This is a genomic window from Bacteroidota bacterium (genome assembly GCA_035506275.1).
GTDB lineage: Bacteria > Bacteroidota > Ignavibacteria > UBA10030 > UBA8401 > JAGVPT01.
In genome coordinates, this window is sequence record DATJPT010000010.1 from 84,223 (window position 1) to 107,760 (window position 23,538).

The following is a 23,538-nucleotide window of genomic DNA, read 5'->3' on the forward strand; positions in this document are numbered from 1 at the left end:
GCATTAAAAGTAAAGGCCCTCGCATCAACGACGAGATTCGGATCGCGCAGATCCGGGTCATCGACGACAACGGGCAGCAGCTCGGAGTCATGACGCCCCGCGAAGCGATCACCATCGCCCAGCAAAAAGGAAAAGATCTTATCGAAGTTGTGCCTAATGCCACGCCCCCGGTCTGCAAGATCATGGACTTCGGCAAATACAAGTACGAACTTCAGAAAAAAGAGAAAATTCAGAAGAAACATCAGCACGTTAGCCTGGTCAAGGAACTTCGTTTCCATCCGAACACCGACGTTCACGATTTCGAGTTCAAGGCCAAGCATGCGATGCAGTTTATTGCAGACGGGCACAAAGTAAAGGCGACGGTGATATTCAAAGGACGGGAAATTACGTATAAGGACCACGGCGAAAGCCTTTTGAACCGCCTCACCGAACGGTTGAGCGAGGTCGCAAAGATCGATCAACCCCTCCATATGGAAGGACGCAGCATGATCATCTTCTACGCCCCCGATAAGTCGGGCAAACTGAAGACGGAAAAAGTAGCCACAGAAAATAAACCAGCATAACACGAAGGAAAACCATGCCTAAAATGAAATCGCACCGGAGCGCCCGCAAGACCTTCAAGGTCACCGGGACCGGCAAGATCAAGCGCCACAAGATGAACCGCCGCCATATCCTGACGAGCAAATCGACGAAACGCAAACGGCATCTTCGCCGCCCCGGATTGATCTCCGGCGTCGATGAACAGAAGATCAAGCGCTTGTTGGTCGTCTGACGAAGTTTCTAATTCACATCTAATCACATTCACTAAAGGAGAAAAGAGCAACTATGCCACGTTCGCAGAACAAAGTTGCCTCCCATCGCCGTCGCAAGAGAATTTTGAAAGAAGCGAAAGGCTATTGGGGTGCGAGAAGCAAAGTCCTGACGGTAGCCAAGCACAGCGTCGACAAGGGCTATCAGTTCGCCTACAGGGATAGGAAAGCGAAAAAGAGAACATTCCGCCAACTGTGGATCGCCCGCATTAACGCCGCGGCCCGCCTGCACGGAATGACCTATTCAGCACTCATCGACGGCATGCATAAGAAACAGGTCGACATCAACCGCAAGGTTCTTGCTGAACTCGCCGCCGGAAATCCCGAAGCATTTGCAGAAATTGTAAAATTTGTAAAAGCCTGATCATTGCTTCCCGCCATACCATGTGTTCGGTATGGACGGGAAGTTTTGTTTTTATCCGGAACAACAGCATCATGACCGAATCTTCGACCACTCTTGAACAATCAATTCAGTCGGTACGCGCCGCTGCCCTGACGGCATCCGAAAAAATTACGTCATCGGATGAGCTGGAAAAATACAGGATCGAGTTCCTCGCAAGGAAAGGACGCGTCGGCAATCTTTTCGATGAGCTCAAGTCCGTTCCCCCCGAATCGAAGCCGGGCCTCGGCAAGCAATTGAACGAGCTTCGCACTTTCGCCGATTCGTTGTATCGATCGGCCAAAGAGAAGGTCGAGTCCGCGACCCCGACACGGCAGAGTTTTATCGACCTGACCCTTCCGGGGAGAAGACCTCACATCGGCAGCCTGCACCCGATAACCCAGACCCTCAGCGACATCACATCGATCTTTACCTCCATGGGATTCAGTATCGTCGATGGTCCCGAAATCGAGGATGACTACCACAATTTTGAGGCGCTGAATTTTCCCCCCGATCACCCTGCCCGCGATATGCAGGATACTTTTTTTATTGAGGATACTATTCTGCTCAGGACGCACACGTCGCCCGTCCAGATCCGAGTGATGAAGGAACGGCGCCCCCCCCTGCGCGTGATCATGCCGGGACGCGTCTACCGGAACGAGGCCATCAGCGCCAGAAGCTACTGCCTCTTTCACCAGGTTGAGGGGCTGTACGTCGACAGAAATGTGAGCTTCAGCGAGTTGAAGGGGACGCTCGTCGCCTTTGCCCGGGAATTCTATGGAAGCAGCCTGAAGTATAAATTCCGCCCCAGCTTCTTCCCGTTCACTGAGCCAAGCCTGGAAATGGACATCACATGCTTCCTGTGCTCCGGAAAGGGCTGCCGCGTATGCAAACATTCTGGCTGGCTTGAGATTCTTGGAGCCGGAATGGTACACCCGAACGTTCTCAGAAATGTCGGCTACGATCCTGAGGAGTTTACGGGGTTCGCATTTGGGATCGGCGTCGAACGGACAACGCTTCTGCGCCACAACATTTCCGACATCCGCCTCTTGTTTGAGAACGATATTAGATTTCTAAAGCAGTTTTAATCTGAGCACCTATGCGTATATCCCTCAATTGGTTACGCCGTTACATTGAATTTAAAATCAGCCCGGAAGATCTGGCGCAGAAACTCACTTCGGTAGGATTGGAAGTGGAAGGGATTGAACATCTCGGCCGGGTCTTTGACAATTTCGTCGTAGGCGAAGTGCTGTCGGTCAAGAAACATCCGAACGCAGACAGACTATCCCTTTGCGATGTACGAGTTGCAGAAAGGGATCATGAGTCTGCCGTGCTGCGGATCGTCTGCGGTGCTCCGAATGTTGCCGCAGGACAAAAGGTCGCGGTGGGGCTGGCTGGAGCGGTCGTCCCGAAAAATCAACACGACCCCGAAGGGAAACCGTTCACGCTTTCAAAGGTAAAAGTGCGGGGAGAAGAATCGAACGGTATGATCTGTTCGGAATACGAACTCGGACTCGGCAAGGATTCAAACGGGATTTTGGTCCTCGATGCGGCCGCGCATGCCGGCGAACCTCTTGCAAAATACCTGGGGCTCGACGACACGGCGTTCGAAATCGGCGTGACGCCCAACCGCCCCGATTGTTTGAGCCATTACGGCATTGCAAGAGAAGCGGCGCCGCTTCTCAATAAGAAGCTTGTTCTTCCTAAAACGATCATTCGGGAACAGAAAAAGAGTGACGCAAAGAAGGATATTGCGATCGAGATTAGAAATAATGAAGCTTGTCGCCGTTATTCTGCGCGGCTGGTAAAAAATGTCAAGGTCGCTCCTTCGCCGCTATGGCTTCAATCATTGCTCAAGACATGCAACATCAGACCCATCAATAATATTGTCGACGTTTCAAATTTCGTGATGCTTGAAACAGGCCAGCCGCTGCATGCGTTTGATTACGACAAACTCCGCGGAAAAAAAATTGTTGTCAAGAACGCCGCCGAAGGGGAAAAATTCACGACACTCGACGGTGTCGATCGCTCGCTTTCTTCATCCATGCTGATGATCTGCGACGGCGAACGAAACGTCGCGATCGCGGGCGTTATGGGGGGACTGAATTCAGAGATATCGGAAATGACAACGTCGATCCTGATCGAGAGCGCATATTTTCAGCCGTCGAGCATCCGTAAAACCGCGAAGCGCCTGGGCCTTTCTTCGGATGCGTCGTACAGGTTCGAGCGGGGGACCGATCCTAATGGAACCCTCTTCGCCGCCGACCGTGCCGCTTCGCTGCTTGAAGAGATCGCGGGGGGCATCGTCCAAAAAGGGGCCATCGATATCTATCCAAAAAAAATAAAGGAGCGGACGATCGGACTGCGGCTGGACCGTGCCAATAAGATATTGGGAACGACGATACGGGCGAACCGCATAAAGAAGATTCTGCTGCCGATCGGCATCAAGCTGCGCACAGCGTCTGGCGGTAAATTTGCATGTTCGGTGCCGACTTTCCGTCCCGACCTCGAACAGGAGATCGATATCGTTGAAGAGATCGCACGGCTGCATGGCTATACCAACATTCCGGACAGCATGGGATCGATGATCGATTTTTCGCAGCATAGAACGAACAATAACGCCGTCGATGATATCCGCAATTCCCTTGAAGGAATCGGTTTCCATGAAGTCGTAACAAACAGCCTTGTCGAAGAGAGTGTAGCAAAGATATTCTCGGAAGACATTGTCCGGATCAAGAATCCTATCAGTAAGGATCTTGCTGCGATGCGTCCGAGCATGGTCGGGAGTATGCTCCAGACAGTTTTTTATAATTCGAACTACGGGACCAGCGACATTAGGGTATTTGAAATTGGAAGGACCTATAAGAAGGTCGACAGGAGCTTTCCGAAAACCACGGTCCCCGGGTTCTTGGAGACAAAAACCCTCGCAATTTGTATGGCTGGAAGGAAAAATGAGGTCGGATGGTATTCCAGCGACGTCGCCGTCGATATTTATGACATCAAAGGGGTTGTCGAGGGGCTGCTGAACAAAATTCTACTTGACAAATTTCAATTTATTTACTATGATAGCCGTAGTCCTTTAACTGAAGAGACTATAGCCATTGAAAAAGATGGTACTTACATCGGCTCTCTCGGCAAGGTGAAAAAAGATTTACTTAAGAAATTTTCACTTGAAAGTGATGTTTATGTTGCCGAGCTAACCATTGAAAATTTGATACCGGAGGAAAAAAGCTTCAAAAATTATACGCCGTCATCGAAATTTCCTCCTGTGACGCGAGATTTAGCCTTCATTGTTGAAAAGAAAGTATTAGCGGAAGATGTTAACCGGCTTATTCGAACGAGCGGCGCGCCGTTGCTAAAATCGGTTACGCTGTTCGATGTGTTCGAGGGAGAGCCGTTGAAAGATGGAAAGAAAAGTTTCGCCTTCGCTCTCGAATTGAATTCTGTCGAAAAAACCCTGACGGAGGGCGAAGCCGACGCTGTGATCAAAAAAATTATCTCTGACGTTTGCGGTAAATTCGGTGCGGAGCTGCGAAGTTGAGATAACGTCCATAACATCACGGACCGTGTGTGCAAGAACAACTTGAGCAAGAAATAAGTAGTGTTGAAAATTCTCTCGAAGCTGCGCTGAAGCAGCTCTGGGAAAAAGCGTACGCAGCGTCGACCGCGATCAGCTCGCTTCGCGAAGAGAAGCATGCGATCCAGCTGAAAGCGAACGAGCTTGAAGCACGATTGCTGCAAACGCAGACCGAACTATCAGCGAAAGATGCTGAAATTGATGGGCTCCGGAAGGATGTGGTTGCGCTTCAATTGACCTCCGCCTCCAACGGAAGCCTGAGCAAAGAAGAGAGGACGCAACTCCAGGTGAAGGTGAAGGCAATTTTAGACAAGATCAATTCCCATCTATAAACTATACGAGGTAGTGTTATCGCTGACGTTTGCTGAATTTTCCCAACTTACAACCAGATAGCACATTGGATCTAACAATGGACAGGAAAAGCGTGCGGGTTAAAATATTCGGGTCGGAGTATCCGTTACGAGGTGAAAGCGAAGAGTTTACGAAGAAAGTGGCGGGGTACGTGGACACGATGATTAACTCAATTCATGACAAGATTCCTGAGCAGCCTCCGCTTACAATTTCTGTCTTGGCCGCACTCAACATTACCGAAGACTTGTTGAAGGAGAAAGACAAGAACCGGGAGATCATCAGTAATTTCGAAAATGAGATCGTCAAAATTTCGAATTACCTCGATACAAGTCTCCAGAGCAATGGATAGGTCATTGTGCAACTTTTTACAGGAGGTTTTTTCCAACTCTTTGGCGGGAAAATTTAATCCGCACCGTCAGCCGTAGTCAATTACATTAAAGAACCTGACAGTTGTACCAACAGGGAGTTTGACTCATAACCGTCATATTACAGGCCTCAGCCGGGCCGCCTCGCGCGGAACGGATCTGCGAAACGCCTTCGGGCTTCCTGCGTAAGCGGGATAGCAGACAGTGGAAGTAAGAAACGGTTAGGCAAACACCCACCGTGTGAAAGAACGAGGTTCTTTAAACACTTTTGCCTAGGGTAGCAGTGCGGATTTTTTTTTATTGATGCCTCGATCCGTTTCACCAATTGAACTTTACAAGGGATGTTGAATATGCAAGTCGTGATTATCATCCCCATGGTCGTTATTCTCTGCAGCCTCGCGGCGTATGCCGGCTGGTACCTTAACGCCCGTTCGGGACAAAATAAGATCATGGGGGCCGAAGAACGCGCAAAGAAGATCATTGCCGATTCCGAGCGGGAAGCGAATTCCGTCATGCGCGAGAAGCTTCTCGAGGTCAAGGACGAATGGTACAAGAAGAAACAGGAGTACGACAACGAGTCGAACCAGAAGCGGAGCAAACTTCAGGCGTATGAGAAACAGCTTGCCTCAAGGGAAGAAAACATCGACAGAAAAGTGGAGCTGCTGAACAAGAAAGAGAGAGAACTCCATCAAATTCAGCGCGAGAACGACGAAAAGTCAAAGACGCTCGAGACCCGGCAGGCGGAACTTGAAAAGATCATTGCCGAGGAAATTGTGCGCCTGGAACGGTCTTCGGGCTTGTCGCGAGATGAGGCCAAGAAGATCCTGATCGAAACAATGACCAACGCCGCCAAAACCGAGGCCGCACAGACATTGAAAGACCTGCGCGATAAGGTCCGGGAGACGGCGAAACAGGACGCGCAGAAGATCATCGTGCAAGCCATCCAGCGTTCTGCCGCGGACCATGCAGTCGAGACGACAGTCAGCGTGCTGAACATCCAGAGCGACGAAATGAAGGGAAGGATCATCGGACGGGAAGGGAGAAACATCCGGGCGTTTGAAGCCGCGACTGGCGTAGATGTTATTGTAGATGATACGCCAGAAGCCGTTATATTATCAGGGTTTGACGCCTTTCGCCGAGAAGTCGCTAGAATATCTCTAGAACGCCTCATTGCCGACGGAAGGATCCATCCTGCTAGGATAGAAGAGGTCGTAGAAAAAGTGAAGGGGGAATTGGAAGAGGAAATTATTCGCGCGGGGGAGAATGCCCTGCTCGAAGTCGGATTGCCCGGAGCCCACCAGGAGGTAGTGAAACATATCGGTCGAATGAAATACCGTTCGAGCTACGGACAGAATCTTTTACAGCACAGCATTGAAGTGGCTTATCTCTGTGGAATCATCGCTTCGGAGCTTGGGATCGATCCGCTCCTCGCAAAACGGTCGGGGCTCATGCACGATATCGGCAAGACGGTTGACCGGAGCGTTGAGGGGCCGCACGCGCTTCTCGGTTATGAATTGGCAAAGAAGTACAACGAACATCCGATCGTCGTGAACGCGATTGGCTCGCACCATGAAGACATTCCGATGGAGCATCCGATCGCAGCGATCGTTCAGGCAGCCGACGCGATCAGCGGCGCGCGCCCGGGAGCACGCCGGGAATCGGTGGAAGGATACGTCAAGCGGCTTGAGAAGCTCGAGTCGATGGCGCAGTCGTTTCAGGGAGTCGCGAAGACGTACGCGATCCAGGCCGGGCGCGAGATCAGGGTTATCGTCGAACATGACAGAGTTGACGATGCGATGGCCGATCAATTAGCTCACGACATCGCTCAGAAGATCCAGCAGGAGATGGAATATCCGGGGCAAGTGAAAGTCATCGTCATTCGTGAAGTTCGTTCCATCGCATTCGCAAAATAGCCCAGGGTTTGCGTTCCGATGCTCACACGAATTGGCGTAACGGGGGGAATTGGAAGCGGGAAATCCGAAGTCTGCAGCATCCTCTCATCGTTGGGCGTAACGGTGCTTTCCGCCGATCTCATCGCCCGCCAGCTCTCCGACTCAGACCCAGACATTAGAAAAAAGATCATTTCCGCGTTCGGCGATCGATCGTACGATGCGAACACGGGAATTCTTCGCCGGGAGTACATCGCGTCGATCGTCTTTGACAATGCCGGGAAGCTTCGGCTCCTGAATTCAATCGTCCATCCGCCGGTGCTGGACGCGGTCGACAGAGAGATCCGGCAACTTGAGAAAAACGGGCTGACAGGATATATTGTCGTAGAAGCGCCGCTGATGTTTGAATCCAGATTGAACAAGCGCCTCGACTATGTTTTGACAGTTGCGGCAGACGAGCCGCATCGGATCGAACGGGTCCGTTTGCGGTCACACCTGACCGAAGCTCAGATCCGTTCGCGGATGGAAAGTCAAATTCCGCCGGATGAGGCGGCAGCGGCCTCGGATTTTATCGTCCACAATGATGCATCGCTCGACGAGCTGCGCAAGAAAGTTGTTTTCTTCCACACAATTTTTTCGGCACTGAAACCACAAACCGCGAAGAACCATGAACATACTCGATAGCGAAGCAAAACTTTTTTTCAAGACATACAAACGGCTCCCGCTCGTCGTCGACAGGGGGGAAGGTTGCTACCTCTACACGACGGACGGGAAGAAATACCTGGATATGTTCTCAGGGCTTGCCGTCAATGCGTTAGGATACGGACACCCCGGCGTGATCGCGGCCATCGAAAAGCAATCGAAGCGGTTCAATCACCTCTCGAATTATTTTGTTCAAGAGCCGCAGGTCGAGCTTGCCGAGCGCCTTCTTCAGCATTCAAAATTTCAGAAGATCTTCTTCACAAATTCCGGCACGGAAGCGACAGAAGGGGCGATCAAGCTGGCGCGCAAATGGGGAACCGCCCATAATAAATTTAGGATCTTCGGAATGACGAACGGTTTCAGCGGCAGGTCCATGGGAGCCCTTTCGCTGATGGACAAGGATAAATACCGGGAAGGCTATGGCCCGTTCCTCGAGAATTGCGGCCACATTGTCTTCAACGATGTCAGGGATTTGCGGTCAAAAATTGATGATTCGACAGCCGCGGTGTTTTTGGAATTCATCCAGGGGGAGGGGGGAGTTGTTCCGGTCACAAAAGAATTCATTGACGGTTTGGAAGGACTCCGGAAGAAGCACGGCTTCCTCATCGTCGCGGATGAAATTCAATCCGGCATCATGAGGACAGGAAAGTTCTTTGCCTTTGAACATTTCGATTTCCATCCGGACATTGTGACGATCGCAAAACCGATCGGCGGCGGACTTCCGCTCGGGGCGATCTTAGGGAACGATGCGGTCGCCTGCGTCTGGTCGTACGGCGTACACGGCACCACGTTCGGCGGGAACCCCGTCGCCTGCGCTGCAGGAAAGGTCGTGATCGACACGGTGACAACGGAAGCCATGAAAAGGCAGATACAGGAATCGTCCGGCTATTTGTTCAGCCGGCTTCTGTCGCTCAAAAAGAAATTCGAGACCATCAAAGAAGTCCGAGGAGCGGGGTTCATGCTCGGTGTCGACCTGACCCGGGACAGCACGCCGATCGTCGACCAAATGCTCTCGCGCGGGGTGCTTGTCAATTCCACCGCTCAAACGGTTGTTCGAATCCTTCCGCCGCTTATTGCGCAGAAAAATGAGATCGATATCCTGCTGCAGGTTTTTGAGGAAGCGCTCGCTTCGTTGACAACGTGATCTCGTGTGTACCGAATGTTAAGTATTTGTTAACAAATCCCTTGACATTTTAAAGACTCCGCTATATATTTGCACAGCAATAAATTGCCACGCTTCACTAACCAATAACTATTTTCGAGGTCCGCCATGAAGAAATTCTTAGCGCTTGCTGCAGCAACACTCCTGTTTACTTCGCTGAGCTTTGGTCAACTTGGATTGCATGATATAGGTGGAGGAGTCGGCTACGTATCGGTTTCATTCACGAACGCAGGCTCGTCATCCCAGTCTCTTGGCGGATTTCTGATCGCGGCTCATGCAAATCTTGGGGATCTTGCAAAAGATCTCAACTTGGTTCCTGATATCCAGTACTTCTCAACCTCGACAACAGTTAATGGAGGGACATGGAAAGTGGGCGACTTTGCCATTAATGCGAATGTTCATTACAATTTTGAGATGGAAGGAATGATCAAACCATACGTCGGCGCTGGTCTTGGACTTGACTTCTTCAGCACGACAGCCAGTGTGACCATTCCCGGTTACAGCACGGGCTTCTTCACGGTTCCTTCCCAAACGTATAGCGCGACAGGATCGGCTACCCGTCTTGGTATCAACCTTCTTGTTGGAGCGAACTATAAGCTGAATGATAAAATGTCTCTGTTGCTTGAACCGCGGTACGTCATTGCAAGCGATTTGGACAATTTCCAGATCAAAGCCGGCGTAACCTGGGCTTTGAATTAACCCCTGAAAATAAGCTGTCAAAAAGGCCTTTCCCAAAACGAAAGGCCTTTTTATTTTACAGAACTGCTTCTGGTGCCTGGACGTTACGGCAATATTAAATAATTTGTTGCTTCTTCAGTTCTCCCTCCCTACATTTGCCCGATTGCTCCACGTATCGTTGGCGGCATTCATCAATCAAACAACATTTCCATAAACTCACCTGGAGGGATGTCATGAAAAAAGTTCTTATGCTCTTCTTGGCACTCGCGATGCTTTTCAGCTTTGCTGCTGCTCAAGATGTTACGCCAGGAGTGAAAGCGGGGTCAAAATCTCTCAACTTTACTTTCGGAGGCTTGGGCGCGTTCGGCCTTAACGCCACAGGTCCTAATGCACCGACCGCTGGAATTGGCGGTTCATACTTCCTTAACAGCGACGCTGCGATCCGAGTCGGCCTTCAAGTGGTCTCCACAAGCAGGAGCATTCCTGCAAATGCTCCTACGGGCCTCAGCGGAACGGATGGAACCGGTTCCTCCTTCGGTTTGGGGATCGGCGCTGATTACCTGATGTACATGACCGCCGGCCGCGTTCGGCCGTACTGGGGGGCCGGACTTCAGTTCATTACGATGTCCAACGACTATAAGCCCCCAGTGGTCGGCAACGCCTCCCAGGGGGAGGATAAAGACGATCCTGCCAACGGCCCCACCGGTGTTACATTCCAGGTCGCCGGATTTCTCGGCGCGGAATTTTTTATCTACTCCGAACTGAGCGTCTCAGCGGAATATCAGCTCAACATTGTCAGCCTTAATTCGCAGTCCGACAATGTCCAGAGCAACGGAAATACTTCCGTGACAACCAAAGAACCGAGCACGACAACAATTCTCGGATTCGGTTCTGCGGGGGCAACACTGCACATTTATTTTTAGTTGTACCGGTCACAGACGTGACAAAGGCGTTCTGCGGAACGCCTTTTTTATTTTAAAAGAATTTCGTACCTTATGACATATGGAAATAAAGACGGATTTTCTTGTTCTCGGAAGCGGCATTGCCGGATTGTTCTACGCGTTGAAAGTGGCCGAGCTCGGGTCTGTAGCCATCGTTACGAAAAAACAGAAAGCGGAATCGAACACGAATTACGCCCAAGGCGGGATCGCTTCGGTTCTCTCGTCGACCGACTCGTTTGAATCGCATATTGCCGACACCATGAACGCAGGGGCCCACTTGTGCCATCGCGATGCGGTGGAAGTGCTGGTGAAAGAAGGCCCTGACCGCGTGAAGGAATTGATCACGATCGGCGTGGAGTTCACCCGAAGAGGAGGCCAGCTCGATCTCGGCAAGGAAGGGGGGCATTCCCAGCACCGTATCGCTCATGCAGCAGACCTTACGGGGAAGGAAGTGGAACGGGCTCTTCTCGCAAAAGTATCCGACCATCCGAACATCAAGGTCTACGAAAATCATATTTCGATAGACCTCATCACCGAACATCATCTTTTCGAACACGCCAAGAAACAGCATTCCGAGACCCATTGCTGGGGGGCCTACGTCCTCGACGTCGACAATAACGTTGTGAAGACCTTCCTGGCCCCTGTGACGATGCTGTCGACCGGCGGAGCGGGACACGTGTATCTCCACACCACGAACCCGTCGATCGCGACCGGAGACGGCATTGCGATGGCATACCGCGCCGGGGCCCCCATCGGCAACTTGGAGTTCATTCAGTTTCATCCCACGGCGCTCTACAACTCGGGCTCGCCGGAATTCCTGATCACAGAAGCGGTCCGGGGATTCGGCGGCATATTACGAACGACGTCGGGCGAGGACTTCATGCTTCGGTATGACAAGAGGGGCTCGCTGGCAACAAGAGACATCGTGGCGCGCGCTATCGACTCCGAACTTAAAAAAAGCGGGGCAGAACATGTGTACCTTGACGTTACCCACTTAAACCCTGAAGAAGTCAAGAATCACTTCCCGAATGTCTACCGGCGATGCCTCGAGTACAAGATCGACATCACAAAAGAATTGCTCCCTGTTGTCCCTGCCGCGCATTATATCTGCGGCGGCGTCGTGACAGACCTCAACGGGCGGACTTCGATCTCGGGGTTGTATGCGTGCGGTGAAGTGAGCATGACGGGGGTGCACGGGGCCAATCGCCTCGCAAGCAACTCTTTGCTCGAAGCGATTGTTTATTCCCACAGAGCGGCAGAGGACATCAAGCTGCGCCAATTGCCTAAAGAAGCGATCTCCGGCATTCCGCCATGGGACGACTCCGGCACCATCAACAGCGAAGAATGGGTGCTCATTGCTCACGACCGGCGGGATATTCAGCAATTGATGTGGGATTACGTCGGCATTGTCCGGTCGACACCGAGGCTGGAGCGTGCCCACCGGCGGATTCAGCTCATTCTGAAAGAGGTGACCGACTTTTACAGGCGCACCAAGGTCACCGAGGCCCTTATTGAGTTGAGAAATTTGGCGTGCGTTGCCGACATTATTATTCGTTCGGCGTTGATGAGGCACGAGAGCCGCGGCCTGCACTTTACAACGGATTACCCGAAGCTAGACGACCAACATTGCTTGCATGATACTATCATCACATCGGATTTGGTGAATGAAAAAATCGCGACTCGATAACGACAAACCCCGCTGCGCCTGCGGGATCTTCGGGATTTTCGACCATCCCCAGGCATCGTTGCTCACCTATTATGGACTTCATGCGCTTCAGCATCGGGGACAGGAAGCCAGCGGCATCGTGACGAACGAGTACGACCCGAAGAAACAACGGCATCACTTTAACGCAGTGAAAGGAATGGGGCTTGTTACCGACGTTTTCAAAGATTACAGAGTTGTTCAGGACCAACTGAAGGGAACCTCCGCTATCGGGCACAACCGTTATTCGACCGCGGGGTCGGCGAATAACCGGTCCAACATCCAGCCGTTTACGGTGAACTACCGGAACGGCAATCTGGCATTGGCCCACAACGGCAACCTGACAAACTTCCGGACCCTCCGGCAGGAGTTGCAGGATGAGGGGACGATCTTTCAGACGACATCCGACAGCGAGATCGTTCTCCACCTGATTGCGCGGAGCAAGCAGAAGCAGCAGATTGACCAAATACAGGAAGCGCTGGAGAAAATTGAAGGGGCGTTTTCGCTTCTGATCCTCACCGACACATCGCTTGTCGCCACGCGGGACGTCTACGGAATCCGCCCGCTCGCGTTGGGCATAAAGGACGACCGGTTTGTTGTCGCCTCGGAATCCTGTGCATTCGATATGATCGATGCGACATATGTCCGCGATATTGCACCGGGAGAGATTCTCGTCATTGACGACAACGGAACCAAAGCAAAGAAACTTCATTCTCGCCGGCTGTCGAAGAAGAACGAAAAACCGCACCACTGCATTTTTGAGTATATCTACTTTTCGCGGCCGGACAGCCAGATCTTCGGCGAAAGCGTCGATAAAGTTCGCCGGAAACTTGGAAAAGCCCTTGCGCAAGAGGCTCCGATCGCTCCCGACAGCGACGAGAAGACGATCGTTATCAGTGTCCCCGATTCAAGCAATACCGCCACGCTCGGCTTCGTCTCCGAGAGCAACAAACAGGGAATACCGACGAAGCTTGAGATCGGCTTGATCCGAAACCACTATGTCGGCAGGACGTTCATCCAGCCCGAACAGGGAGACCGGGAGATGAAAGTCCGGACAAAATACAGCACGGTGAAAGGCGTCCTAAAAGGGAAGAAGGTTGTTCTCGTCGATGACTCGATTGTACGCGGAACAACTTCAAAGCAGCTCGTTAAGTTATTGAAAGAAGCCGGCCCGAAGGAGATTCATTTTAGAATAACTTCGCCCCCGATCATCAGTCCATGTCACTGGGGAATGGACTTCCCGCGCAAAGAGGAATTGATCGCTGTGCGCTGCAACGCAAATGTCGAAACAATCCGCAAGGAACTGGACGTGGACAGCATCCACTATTTATCCCTTCAGAAAATGCTCGACGTTGTTCCTCAAACCGGCGGTAAGAGCTACTGCACTGCCTGCTTCGGCGGAAAATTCCCCACCGGCGTTGAGACGACAACGGACAAAAATGGTCTCGAATCGTAGGAATGGATGAATCCTCCCTAAAAGGTTATCGTTTCGTTCTTGCCATAATCATAGGTACAATTTTTCTTCGCTCCCCTGCCTTTTCGCAAAAGTACGTCCCCAACGAGTTGATCGTTAAATTCAGCTCCAATGCTCCCGATTCGGTCCTCAATCAAGTTTTCCTTAACAGAGATTTTTCGGCTGTCGCATCGCAGACCTATTCGCAGTCGGTACGAAAAGTCTCATCGATCGGTGCGGCGAAGAGAAGCTCTCCTCAAAAAGTCGGAGTCCGGTCACCAAGTTCGTTGAGCCAAGCGCACCTTGCCCGGGTCATGTTCTCTGATGCCGCATCCACTGATAAAGCTTTGTCAGAATTTCAACAAAGTCCATTTATCGATTATGCACAAAGGAATTACATCTATAAGATCGACCAGTTTCCCAACGACTCAGCTTTCTCCGGCCAATGGGACCTGGACCAAATAGGAATATTTGAACTCTGGGCGAGCGGCTTTTTTGATCAGCCGCTTCCTCAAGTGATCGTAGGCGTCCTCGATACGGGTGTGGATTACCTTCACCCGGACCTTGCATCGAGGATCTACACTAATCCCGGGGAGACAGGTCTCGACGAGTTTGGCCGCGATAAGAGGACCAATGGGGTGGACGATGACGGCAATGGCTATATCGACGATTGGCGCGGATACGATTTTGTCGACCAGCCGATTCCCGATATCGGAGATTGGTCCACGCGCGACAATGATCCCATGGATGAAAATGGCCACGGAACTGCCGTTGCAGGAATCATCGGAGCACAAGTGAATAACAAGCTCGGGATCGCCGGCATCTCTCCGATCGCGCAAATTATCCCGCTCCGTGCATTCAATGCCGATGGAGATGGGACAGACGCAGACATTGCCGCGGCAATAATATATGCAGCCGACAACGGCGTACAGGTCCTCAATATGAGCTTCGGGGATGTCATTTTGTCTCCCCTGATGAGGGATGTCATTCACTATGCACACGAGAAAAACGTTGTGCTCATAGCGTCAAGCGGCAATGATGGAACAAGTTATCCTCACTATCCTTCAGATTTTAGTGAGGTAATTTCGGTCGGGTCGACATCTCAATCTGAAGAACGATCGTTCTTTTCTTCATACGGACCATCGCTTGCGTTAATGGCGCCGGGCGAATCTATCCCCACACTAGGCCTCGGCGGGGGATACCAATCGGCGTTCACAGGCACATCCGCAGCTGCTCCTCACGTTTCGGCGATCGCATCGCTTCTGATCAGTTTGGCTGAATTAAAGTCCGGCGGAGCAAGCGGTCCACCGCTGACCAACGATGAAGTTCGCGCGAATCTTTTGGCAGGTTGCATCGATCTCGGAGACAAAGGCTGGGACAATTATTATGGCGCTGGTCTTGTGAATGCTAGAGTTTTACTCTCACAGCCTCAAAGAAACGTCGTACAAATCACATCTCCTTCAGCTGATGCGCAGCTCAATAATTCTGTTGTCCCGGTCATCGGGACGGCAACGACAGACCAATTGGACTCGGTTAACGTGTTTTATGGAATCGGCGACTCACCGGCATCGTGGATTCGACTCGCCTCGTATGATCATCGAAATTTTATCAACGATACCCTTGCTCTGTGGAATATAACTTCTTTATTAGATGGAATTTATACTCTTCGATTGCAAGTGACAAATATCCAGGGTGGAGATGTTGAAAACAGAGAGCGCGTATTGATCACAAGGTCGGCTCCGAATGTTTTGAGCTTTATTTTCCAGGATTCCATAGTTGTTCAAGAACAGGAGGGGGCTCTTGCGGTCTTAAAGGTCGACAAGCCATGTTCCGCTAGACTCTGGTTTCGGGAGCATTCCCCCCTCGGACAGTTCAAAGAGATTGCCTCAGCGGGAATTCAGCTTGACCATTCGTTTCTTTTGACGCAAAAGGATTTCCAACCCGGCGTGTCTTACGATTTTTACGTCCAGGCCGCCGATCAGGCTGGAAGAACCGTCACGTATCCCGCCGCCGCATTGACCAGCAACAATTACGTCACATTTGATTTTCCAGGTCTTAATATTTCCACGACCGGTTTTACGGAGCTGCCATGGACCTTGCCGGAAGGATATTTGTTGAACAAGACCGGAATGATCTCGGGAAAGCCCGTAGTGATCCTGAATCAATATGATGCAGCGGGAAGTTTCGGCAAACTGATGGCGTTTCAGTATGTAAATGGCGCATTCATTCCGATCGATTCTACTCCGCGCCAATGGGTTCCTCATGATCTGAAAGATGCTTTTGGCGACGGAAGGCTTTCTACCCTGGTCCAGGACGAAGGATACACTGAACTGTTAACGTCTGATGCAGGTGGAAGCTCCTTTTTCTCAAACAGAACTTTTGTCGATTCGATCGACGTATGGGGAAGCCAGCTTTACGATTTCGACGGCGACGGCAAACTTGACCTCATCGCCCGATCGAGCACGCAATACCTTATCTTTAAGAATATGGGGGAGAATAAATTTCAGCTGATGGCACAATTGAGCGATCCGACTCCTCCCTTGCCTGGCGATGCCGCAAATCAATTCGGCCCTCCGCGGACGTTGGTAGGGGATTTTTCTGGGACCGGGAATACAGAAATATTATTTGCCGACTACGACGGCGATATGGTGATGTACAGCCAGGTGAACAAGCAGGCTGCCCCCTTTCAGTTTCAACTTGTATGGACCGATACCACAAGCCTGCTCGAAACGAGCGATTACCTCACTGCCGGTGATTTTAACGGTGACGGCCATCTCGATTTTGCGGTCGCCGGACATTCAAATCTTGATTTGAACGCCGAGCGGGAGTACGACCCGCCGGCGTGGACCGTCCGCATTTTCACTCACCGGCCGGGCGATTCGGCCTACGTATTCACAAAGATCTGGGATCAGACCTTTTACGGCGTCAAAGCCGGGCTTCAGTACAACAATGGAGTGGCGGCGGGAAAAATATCTGGCTCAACGAATGACCAATTATTTCTGAGCCTTAATCCGTACCTCTACGTGATCGACTATGATCCTTCGAGCCAGTCCTTTGCCCCGGCCTGGGTTCATTTGTCCGCATCGAACTCGGTCCTCGTTTCGGATTTCAACGGCAACGGGATTCCGGAGTTTAGTTTCAACGCGGGAGGGATGATTCACTTTTTCGAAAAGACGTCAACTTCATCGAAGCCGCAGACGCCGTGGGGGATTGCGGCGACACCGCTTTCGGCTCGTGCGGTCGAAATACAGTGGAGCTCTGCTGCCCCTTCATCGCCCCACCGAGTGTACAGGGATTCTGTCTCTCCGCCGCAAACCTTGCTGACAACAGTAAACGGAACGGCCTTCATCGATACTACTGTGGTAGGCGGAAAAACGTATTGGTATGCCGTGTCGTTGTTGAACCCGGTTGAGAGCGATCATTCGTCGCCCGTGTCCACCATGCCTCACAACCCAGCCCGGATCGACTCTGTTCTGGAGCAATCGTTGACGCAAATCGCTGTTTGGATGTCGATTCCCTTCGATCAAACCCGGCTGACTTCCGCTGAAATCTTTCTCGATGACACTCTGAAGCCGGTCTCGCTGGGTGTTCACAATCCCTCTGAATTATTACTGACCTTCGCTCAGCCTCTTGTAACGGGTGCGCACTTTGTCCGCGCAAGGAGCTTATTTGACGTATACGGAATGGCTGCCGACAGCGCTCAGAAAAAATCGTTCGTTAGTTCGCTCCAACCCGTTCACACATTTTACCTTGAAAAAGCATCGATCATTTCACAAACAGAATTATTGCTTGAGTTTAACGATACGCTTTCGGCCGCTGCTTTGGATATCGCCAATTATCATTTCTCAAACGCCGTTAGAACCTTCGCCTTAAAAGAAGCGCAGCTCGATACGCTATCACGGTCAAAAGTGTTTCTTTTTCTTCAGGACAATGAACATCTCACGCCGCTCGGCTTCAGAATGGATTTGACGGCAAGTGAGAATATCGTAGACAATGACGGGAATGCTCTTAACGACGGCAAAGGACAAACTCTGTCACTTGTCATCGATGTTGAGAACCTTGATCATGTCATGGTCTTTCCGAATCCTCTGCGGTATTCGAACGGCGATGCAGCCCGCAACCATATTACATTCGCGAATCTCCCGCAATATTGCCGCGTGGACATTTTCGAACCGAACGGAATAAAAGTGGCCAGCGTCGAAGGCGATACCAGGGCTGCCGGACTCGATTGGAATCTGACCGATCAGCACGGGAGGCTTGTCGGATCGGGAGTCTATGTCTTCATGGCAACACAGCTTGATGCCAACAACAACCAAATCCGCACAAAACTCGGAAAATTTGCGATCATTAAATGACGACGAAAGAAAATCCCTGGACGATCTCCAACGTTCTGAGCCTCAGCCGCATTGTATTGATGGGGCCGGTCGTGTACTTCTTTCTCTCTTCAATGCCGCATCACCGCGAATATGCCGTGCTGTTCCTCCTTATTGCCGTAACGACCGACGCCCTCGACGGATATTTTGCGCGGCTCCTGCATCAGGAGTCAGAACTGGGAAAGGTGATTGACCCCTTGGCCGATAAGATCGGCGTCGGCATTGTTGTTGTTTTACTTCTGTTTTTTGGCGATATTCCTTTTTGGTTTGCACTCCTCATTGTAGCGAGAGACTTTCTCATTTTTTTAGGCGGGCTGTATATCCGAAAGCGAACCGGACTCATTCTTCCCTCGAATATGCCCGGGAAGCTGGCGGTCTCTTTTGTCGCGTTAACATTGACTCTCTCGATCGTACACTATCGCATTTTTTCGGCGTTAGAGACGATTTCATTTTGGATAAGCGTTACATTGCTCGTGTATTCGTTCGTCGTTTATACAAGACGATTTATTGCTGTGCTGGCTGCTGATAAAAATAAACCGCGCCTATGAGTTTCTTCGACTCGATAAAATTGTCCCGCCTCAAAGACGGCCTTGCGAAAACGCGGGAGGCCTTTGTTTCGAAGATCGGCAGGCTTGTCCTCTCTAAAGGAACGATCGATACCGACTTCATTCATCAACTGGACGAAATCCTGATCGGCGCAGATATCGGCGTCGAAACCGCACAGCTCATTCTTTCGGCGGTCAGACAGGAGGCGAAAGATCAGCGCTATGAAAGTCCCGAGGAGCTAAACGCCATTATTCGGTCTGCCATCTCGGCAATGTTCCAAAACGGCGGCCAAAAACAGAGTATCGGCCCGATGGAGCCGTTGGCCAGTTCCAGACCATACGTGATAATGGTCGTTGGCGTGAACGGCGTCGGAAAAACCACGACCATCGGCAAACTTGCATTCAACTATAAGAATGCAGGAAAGAACGTGCTCATAGGCGCCGCAGACACTTTTCGTGCAGCGGCAAACGAGCAGCTGGAGATTTGGGCCAAACGCGCCGGCGTAACGATCATTCAGCAAGTGCACGGTTCAGACCCTGCAGCGGTCGCTTTCGACACGGTGAAAGCCGCTCAAGCCCGCAATGCCGACGTCGTTATTATCGACACCGCCGGACGCCTTCACACGAAAGTGAATTTGATGGAAGAACTGAAAAAAATAAAGCGCGTGATGAAGAAATGCCTGGCCGATGCGCCGCACGAGGTGCTGCTCGTCCTTGATGCCTCGACTGGCCAAAATGCCATCCAGCAGGCGAAACAATTCGATGATGCTGTCGGCCTTACCGGATTGGTGGTGACCAAACTTGACGGGACCGCAAAGGGAGGGATCATCATCGCAATCACTCGGGCGTTGAAAATCCCTGTGCGCTTCATCGGCGTTGGCGAGGGAATCGAAGATCTGCAGCCGTTCGATGCATCAGCGTTCGTTGACGCCCTCTTCGAAAAAGCGGCTGTGTGAGCAGTTTCTCATCACCGTTGCAAAGGATTTGACCTGGCAGCAACCATCAACATATTACCCGACCAGCTCGCGAACAAGATCGCCGCCGGCGAAGTTGTCCAGCGGCCTGAATCGGTGGTAAAAGAACTCGTCGAAAATTCGATCGACGCAGGGGCGACCTCCATTTCGATCGTTATAAAAGAGGGGGGAAAAAGTTTCATTCAGATCTCCGATAATGGATCGGGGATGAGTGATGAGGATGCCGTCCTCTCATTCGGCCGTCATGCGACGAGCAAGATACGGTCATACGAAGACCTCGAGAGTATTCGAACGCTTGGCTTTCGGGGGGAAGCGCTTGCATCGATTGCCGCGGTCGCCCACGTAGACCTGAAGACCCGGCGCCGGGATGAGGAGGTGGGTGCATTGGTGCGAATGGAAGGGGGGACTCTGAAAGAACACTCGAAAACAAGCGCGCAGCCGGGGACAATGATCACCGTGCGCAACCTCTTCTATAACACGCCTGCCCGGCGCAATTTCTTGAAATCAAATAATACCGAATTCAAGCATATTTATGATGTCGTGCAACGGGTCGCGCTTTCCCGTCCGGATATTGCCATTCAATTCATAAGCGACGAGGAGAATCTGCTCGACCTGAAAGGGGGGGGCATTCAGGAACGGTTGAAGAATTTATACGGCGAACGGCACTTCGAAACTCTCATTCCGATTGGAGAGGAGACCGATCTTCTCTCTATCTCGGGCTTCATCGGCAAACCCGATTTTGCGCGAAAATCGAAAGTCGACCAATACCTTTTTCTCAACAAGCGGCCGATCTTCAGCCGGGCGATCAATCATGCGATCTTTTCCGGCTACGAGCATTTGATGGACAAAGGGAATTTTCCCTTCTACCTCGTTTTTCTCGACATTGACCCTCACAAAGTCGACGTGAATGTCCATCCTTCCAAGATGGAAGTGAAGTTTGCCGATGAGCAGAGCATTTACCGCTTCGTCATTTCGGTTGTCCGAAAAGCTCTCGGCGCAAACGATCTCGTCCCCTCGCTCGAAGTGAACTCCTCCAAAAATTTTGACCAGTCATTTGCCTCCCTGCGGCATGCTGCGCTCCCTCACCACTTTTCCGCCGGCTTCAACAATGTTCCATCCGGCCCCTTCCTGGCCTCGACGGAGGGTCCGGCGGGCCACCCTCTGAACCTTGATAAACTTTTTTCCGATATTCCGACAGTGCCCCTTCCGGAGAACGGCAAACCGCAGCAGTTTGCCCATGGCACCAGGGAAAACGAGGCTCAGGAAGGAAAAGCGATCTGGCAGCTTCATAATAAATACATTCTTTCGCAGATCAGAACAGGGCTGATGATCGTCGATCAGCATGTAGCTCACGAGCGGGTTTTGTATGAACGGGCCTTGGCGAGTTTCAAGAATGCCGTCCCGGTCTCCCAGCAGCTGCTTTTTCCTCACACCGCGCAACTCTCCTCGGGCGATTTCGCCCTTGCAAAAGAGTTGATTCCTCATCTGCAAGCGATCGGTTTTGAGTTAAAACTCTTCGGAAAAAACACTATTGTCCTTGAGGGTGTGCCGACGGACGTCAAGGCAGGGAGCGAAGGGAGCATCCTCCAGGATATATTGGATGAATTCAAGAACAATCAGCATCGGGTGAAGCTTGATGCCCGCGACAATGTGGCAAAATCCTTTTCCTGCAAGGCGGCCATTAAGGCCGGCGACAAGCTTACGGAAGTGGAGATGCGAGTATTAATCGACCAGCTTTTCGCGACATCGATGCCGTACGTGTGCCCTCATGGACGCCCTGTCGTAGTCAAAATTTCACTCGGCGAGTTGGACAGAAGGTTCATGCGGACATCTTGAAATCGATTCCATGAAATAGGTTAATACATTAAATTGTATTTAATTACCTTGTTATTAAGAAACATCAATCTATCTTGATTTCTTCTGGAGGATAGTGAACATGGCTGGGATTGAGGGCTTGGATGCCGTTAAGAAGGCGAAAGCGGTTTGGAATGAACATGCGTCAAGGGCGGGAAAGCGGCAAAATATAAAGTTCACTACCGTGAGCGGCGAACCGATTGAAACGCTTTACACCCCCGACGATATACAACATATCAACTATCTTTCCGATATAGGCTTCCCCGGCGAATTCCCGTACACGCGGGGTGTTCATCACAATATGTACCGCGGCAAGTTATGGACCATGCGCCAATTTGCCGGATTCGGGACGCCCGAGGACACGAACGGAAGGTTCAAGTACCTTCTCGAACATGGCCAAACGGGCTTATCAACGGCGTTCGATTTGCCGACACTGATGGGGAGGGATGCGGATGACCCGCTCTCGGAAGGCGAGGTCGGCATTTGCGGTGTGTCAATAAGCTCCCTTGCGGATATGGAGATCCTGTTCAAAGGAATTCCGCTGGACAAGGTTTCCACGTCTATGACCATCAATGCTCCCGCAGCAATGATGCTCGCTTTCTACATCGCGGTCGGGGAAAAACAGGGAGTCGCCTCCAAATCGTTGCGGGGGACGATCCAAGCCGACATCCTCAAAGAATATATCGCCCAGAAGGAATGGATCTATCCGCCGTCGCCTTCAATGCGGCTCATTACGGACATGTTCACTTATTGCGCAAAAGAACTTCCTCAGTTTAATCCTATCTCTATTAGCGGCTATCACATAAGGGAAGCCGGTTCAACTGCGGTCCAGGAACTCGGGTTCACTCTCGCCGATGGCTTTGCGTACGTTGAAGCCGGGATGGCGGCAGGGTTGGATATCGACGAGTTCGCACCGCGCCTCTCTTTTTTCTTCAACTCCCATCTCGATTTTTTTGAGGAGATCGCAAAGTTCAGAGCAGCGCGCCGGATCTGGTCAAAGCGGATGCGGTATAAGTACGGCGCAAAAAATCCAAAGTCATGGATGCTCCGGTTTCACACCCAGACAGCCGGCTGCTCTCTCACCGCTCAACAGCCAGAGAACAATATTATCCGGACGGCCCTCGAAGCGCTTGCGGGCGTTTTGGGTGGAACGCAGTCGCTCCACACCAATTCGATGGACGAAACGCTCGCTCTTCCTTCCGACAAAGCCGTAAAAATAGCCCTTAGAACGCAGCAGATTATAGCACACGAAATCGGCGTCGTGAACACGATCGACCCCCTTGCCGGAAGCTATTTTGTGGAGTCGCTGACAACGCAGATGGAAGAAGAGGCAGAACAGTATTTCGAAAAGATCGATATGCTGGGAGGAGTGATTCCTGCGATAGAAGAAGGGTTCTTTCAACGGGAGATTGCCGAAGCTGCGTATCGTTATCAGAGCGACGTGGATAAAAAAGAGAAGATTATCGTCGGTGTTAATGAGTATATTGAGGAGGAAGAGCAGTTGGAAATCCCTATTCTTTACATTACCCCGGAAGTGGAAGCCAAGCAAAGAAAACGACTTGCTGAATTACGGCATGAAAGAAATTCAGCAAATGTCGAAGGAGCTCTGGGCGAACTACAGCGGGGCGCTGCAGATGGATCGAATCTTATGCCGCTGCTCTTGAAGGCGACGAGAGCGTACGTGACGCTCGGTGAAATGTGCAACGCACTTGCCGAACATTTCGGAGTCTATGAGGAGCCTGCTGTCTTTTAGTATTGGAATCCCATACACTAACGACAGACAT

At 51.3% G+C, this 23,538-nt stretch carries 19 protein-coding genes; all 19 read left to right on the top strand.

Going from position 1 to position 23,538, the window contains the following annotated elements:
- Positions 1–2 precede the first annotated feature (2 nt).
- Positions 3–563: a translation initiation factor IF-3 gene (gene infC / locus VMF88_09330; protein ID HTY11259.1), complete on the top strand. Its 561-nt coding sequence runs from the start codon at positions 3–5 to the stop codon at positions 561–563.
- A 14-nt stretch (positions 564–577) separates the two neighbouring features.
- Entirely contained in the window at positions 578–772 is a 195-nt protein-coding gene (rpmI, locus tag VMF88_09335) for a 50S ribosomal protein L35 (protein HTY11260.1), read from the top strand.
- A gap of 53 nt (positions 773–825) precedes the next feature.
- The gene (gene rplT, locus VMF88_09340; GenBank protein HTY11261.1) at positions 826–1,173 is read left to right on the top strand and encodes a 50S ribosomal protein L20; all 348 of its coding nucleotides are present in this window, start codon (positions 826–828) and stop codon (positions 1,171–1,173) included.
- 71 nt (positions 1,174–1,244) lie between these two features.
- Positions 1,245–2,276 carry a phenylalanine--tRNA ligase subunit alpha gene (gene pheS, locus VMF88_09345; GenBank protein HTY11262.1) on the top strand — a complete coding sequence of 344 codons (1,032 nt, stop codon included), beginning with the start codon at positions 1,245–1,247 and terminating at the stop codon, positions 2,274–2,276.
- 11 nt (positions 2,277–2,287) lie between these two features.
- Complete coding sequence (gene pheT, locus VMF88_09350) at positions 2,288–4,729, top strand: phenylalanine--tRNA ligase subunit beta (protein HTY11263.1); 2,442 nt, start codon at positions 2,288–2,290, stop codon at positions 4,727–4,729.
- 29 nt (positions 4,730–4,758) lie between these two features.
- Positions 4,759–5,097 carry a hypothetical protein gene (locus VMF88_09355; GenBank protein HTY11264.1) on the top strand — a complete coding sequence of 113 codons (339 nt, stop codon included), beginning with the start codon at positions 4,759–4,761 and terminating at the stop codon, positions 5,095–5,097.
- A 77-nt stretch (positions 5,098–5,174) separates the two neighbouring features.
- Positions 5,175–5,465: a cell division protein ZapA gene (locus tag VMF88_09360; GenBank protein ID HTY11265.1), complete on the top strand. Its 291-nt coding sequence runs from the start codon at positions 5,175–5,177 to the stop codon at positions 5,463–5,465.
- Between the two features lie 366 nt (positions 5,466–5,831).
- The gene (gene rny, locus VMF88_09365; protein HTY11266.1) at positions 5,832–7,394 is read left to right on the top strand and encodes a ribonuclease Y; all 1,563 of its coding nucleotides are present in this window, start codon (positions 5,832–5,834) and stop codon (positions 7,392–7,394) included.
- Between the two features lie 18 nt (positions 7,395–7,412).
- Positions 7,413–8,054, top strand: a complete 642-nt coding sequence (coaE, locus tag VMF88_09370) for a dephospho-CoA kinase (protein HTY11267.1) — start codon at positions 7,413–7,415, stop codon at positions 8,052–8,054.
- Positions 8,038–9,216 (top strand): acetylornithine/succinylornithine family transaminase, encoded by a 1,179-nt coding sequence (locus tag VMF88_09375; protein ID HTY11268.1) that lies wholly within the window; start codon positions 8,038–8,040, stop codon positions 9,214–9,216. Before coaE ends, VMF88_09375 begins: the two co-directional genes overlap by 17 nt.
- Before the next feature lie 126 nt (positions 9,217–9,342).
- Positions 9,343–9,933 carry an outer membrane beta-barrel protein gene (locus VMF88_09380; protein HTY11269.1) on the top strand — a complete coding sequence of 197 codons (591 nt, stop codon included), beginning with the start codon at positions 9,343–9,345 and terminating at the stop codon, positions 9,931–9,933.
- A gap of 212 nt (positions 9,934–10,145) precedes the next feature.
- Entirely contained in the window at positions 10,146–10,835 is a 690-nt protein-coding gene (locus VMF88_09385; protein HTY11270.1) for an outer membrane beta-barrel protein, read from the top strand.
- Between the two features lie 79 nt (positions 10,836–10,914).
- The gene (gene nadB, locus VMF88_09390; protein HTY11271.1) at positions 10,915–12,540 is read left to right on the top strand and encodes an L-aspartate oxidase; all 1,626 of its coding nucleotides are present in this window, start codon (positions 10,915–10,917) and stop codon (positions 12,538–12,540) included.
- Positions 12,518–14,011: an amidophosphoribosyltransferase gene (gene purF / locus VMF88_09395; protein ID HTY11272.1), complete on the top strand. Its 1,494-nt coding sequence runs from the start codon at positions 12,518–12,520 to the stop codon at positions 14,009–14,011. The genes nadB and purF overlap by 23 nt, the downstream gene beginning before the upstream one ends.
- A 107-nt stretch (positions 14,012–14,118) precedes the next feature.
- Entirely contained in the window at positions 14,119–18,363 is a 4,245-nt protein-coding gene (locus VMF88_09400; GenBank protein HTY11273.1) for a S8 family serine peptidase, read from the top strand.
- A complete protein-coding gene (locus VMF88_09405; GenBank protein ID HTY11274.1) occupies positions 18,360–18,929 on the top strand; it encodes a CDP-alcohol phosphatidyltransferase family protein in 570 nt (189 codons plus the stop codon). Before VMF88_09400 ends, VMF88_09405 begins: the two co-directional genes overlap by 4 nt.
- Positions 18,926–19,882 (top strand): signal recognition particle-docking protein FtsY, encoded by a 957-nt coding sequence (ftsY, locus tag VMF88_09410; GenBank protein ID HTY11275.1) that lies wholly within the window; start codon positions 18,926–18,928, stop codon positions 19,880–19,882. The genes VMF88_09405 and ftsY overlap by 4 nt, the downstream gene beginning before the upstream one ends.
- 51 nt (positions 19,883–19,933) lie before the next feature.
- Complete coding sequence (mutL, locus tag VMF88_09415; protein ID HTY11276.1) at positions 19,934–21,736, top strand: DNA mismatch repair endonuclease MutL; 1,803 nt, start codon at positions 19,934–19,936, stop codon at positions 21,734–21,736.
- A gap of 100 nt (positions 21,737–21,836) precedes the next feature.
- Positions 21,837–23,507, top strand: a complete 1,671-nt coding sequence (locus VMF88_09420) for a methylmalonyl-CoA mutase family protein (GenBank protein ID HTY11277.1) — start codon at positions 21,837–21,839, stop codon at positions 23,505–23,507.
- The last annotated feature ends 31 nt before the right edge of the window (positions 23,508–23,538 follow it).

Coding starts and splice junctions, on each gene's coding strand:
- rpmI (HTY11260.1), top strand. CDS start 578: ATGCCTAAAATGAAATCGCACCGGAGCGCCCGCAAGACCTTCAAGGTC.
- rplT (HTY11261.1), top strand. CDS start 826: ATGCCACGTTCGCAGAACAAAGTTGCCTCCCATCGCCGTCGCAAGAGA.
- pheS (HTY11262.1), top strand. CDS start 1,245: ATGACCGAATCTTCGACCACTCTTGAACAATCAATTCAGTCGGTACGC.
- pheT (HTY11263.1), top strand. CDS start 2,288: ATGCGTATATCCCTCAATTGGTTACGCCGTTACATTGAATTTAAAATC.
- VMF88_09360 (HTY11265.1), top strand. CDS start 5,175: ATGGACAGGAAAAGCGTGCGGGTTAAAATATTCGGGTCGGAGTATCCG.
- rny (HTY11266.1), top strand. CDS start 5,832: ATGCAAGTCGTGATTATCATCCCCATGGTCGTTATTCTCTGCAGCCTC.
- coaE (HTY11267.1), top strand. CDS start 7,413: ATGCTCACACGAATTGGCGTAACGGGGGGAATTGGAAGCGGGAAATCC.
- VMF88_09375 (HTY11268.1), top strand. CDS start 8,038: ATGAACATACTCGATAGCGAAGCAAAACTTTTTTTCAAGACATACAAA.
- VMF88_09380 (HTY11269.1), top strand. CDS start 9,343: ATGAAGAAATTCTTAGCGCTTGCTGCAGCAACACTCCTGTTTACTTCG.
- VMF88_09385 (HTY11270.1), top strand. CDS start 10,146: ATGAAAAAAGTTCTTATGCTCTTCTTGGCACTCGCGATGCTTTTCAGC.
- nadB (HTY11271.1), top strand. CDS start 10,915: ATGGAAATAAAGACGGATTTTCTTGTTCTCGGAAGCGGCATTGCCGGA.
- purF (HTY11272.1), top strand. CDS start 12,518: ATGAAAAAATCGCGACTCGATAACGACAAACCCCGCTGCGCCTGCGGG.
- VMF88_09405 (HTY11274.1), top strand. CDS start 18,360: ATGACGACGAAAGAAAATCCCTGGACGATCTCCAACGTTCTGAGCCTC.
- ftsY (HTY11275.1), top strand. CDS start 18,926: ATGAGTTTCTTCGACTCGATAAAATTGTCCCGCCTCAAAGACGGCCTT.
- VMF88_09420 (HTY11277.1), top strand. CDS start 21,837: ATGGCTGGGATTGAGGGCTTGGATGCCGTTAAGAAGGCGAAAGCGGTT.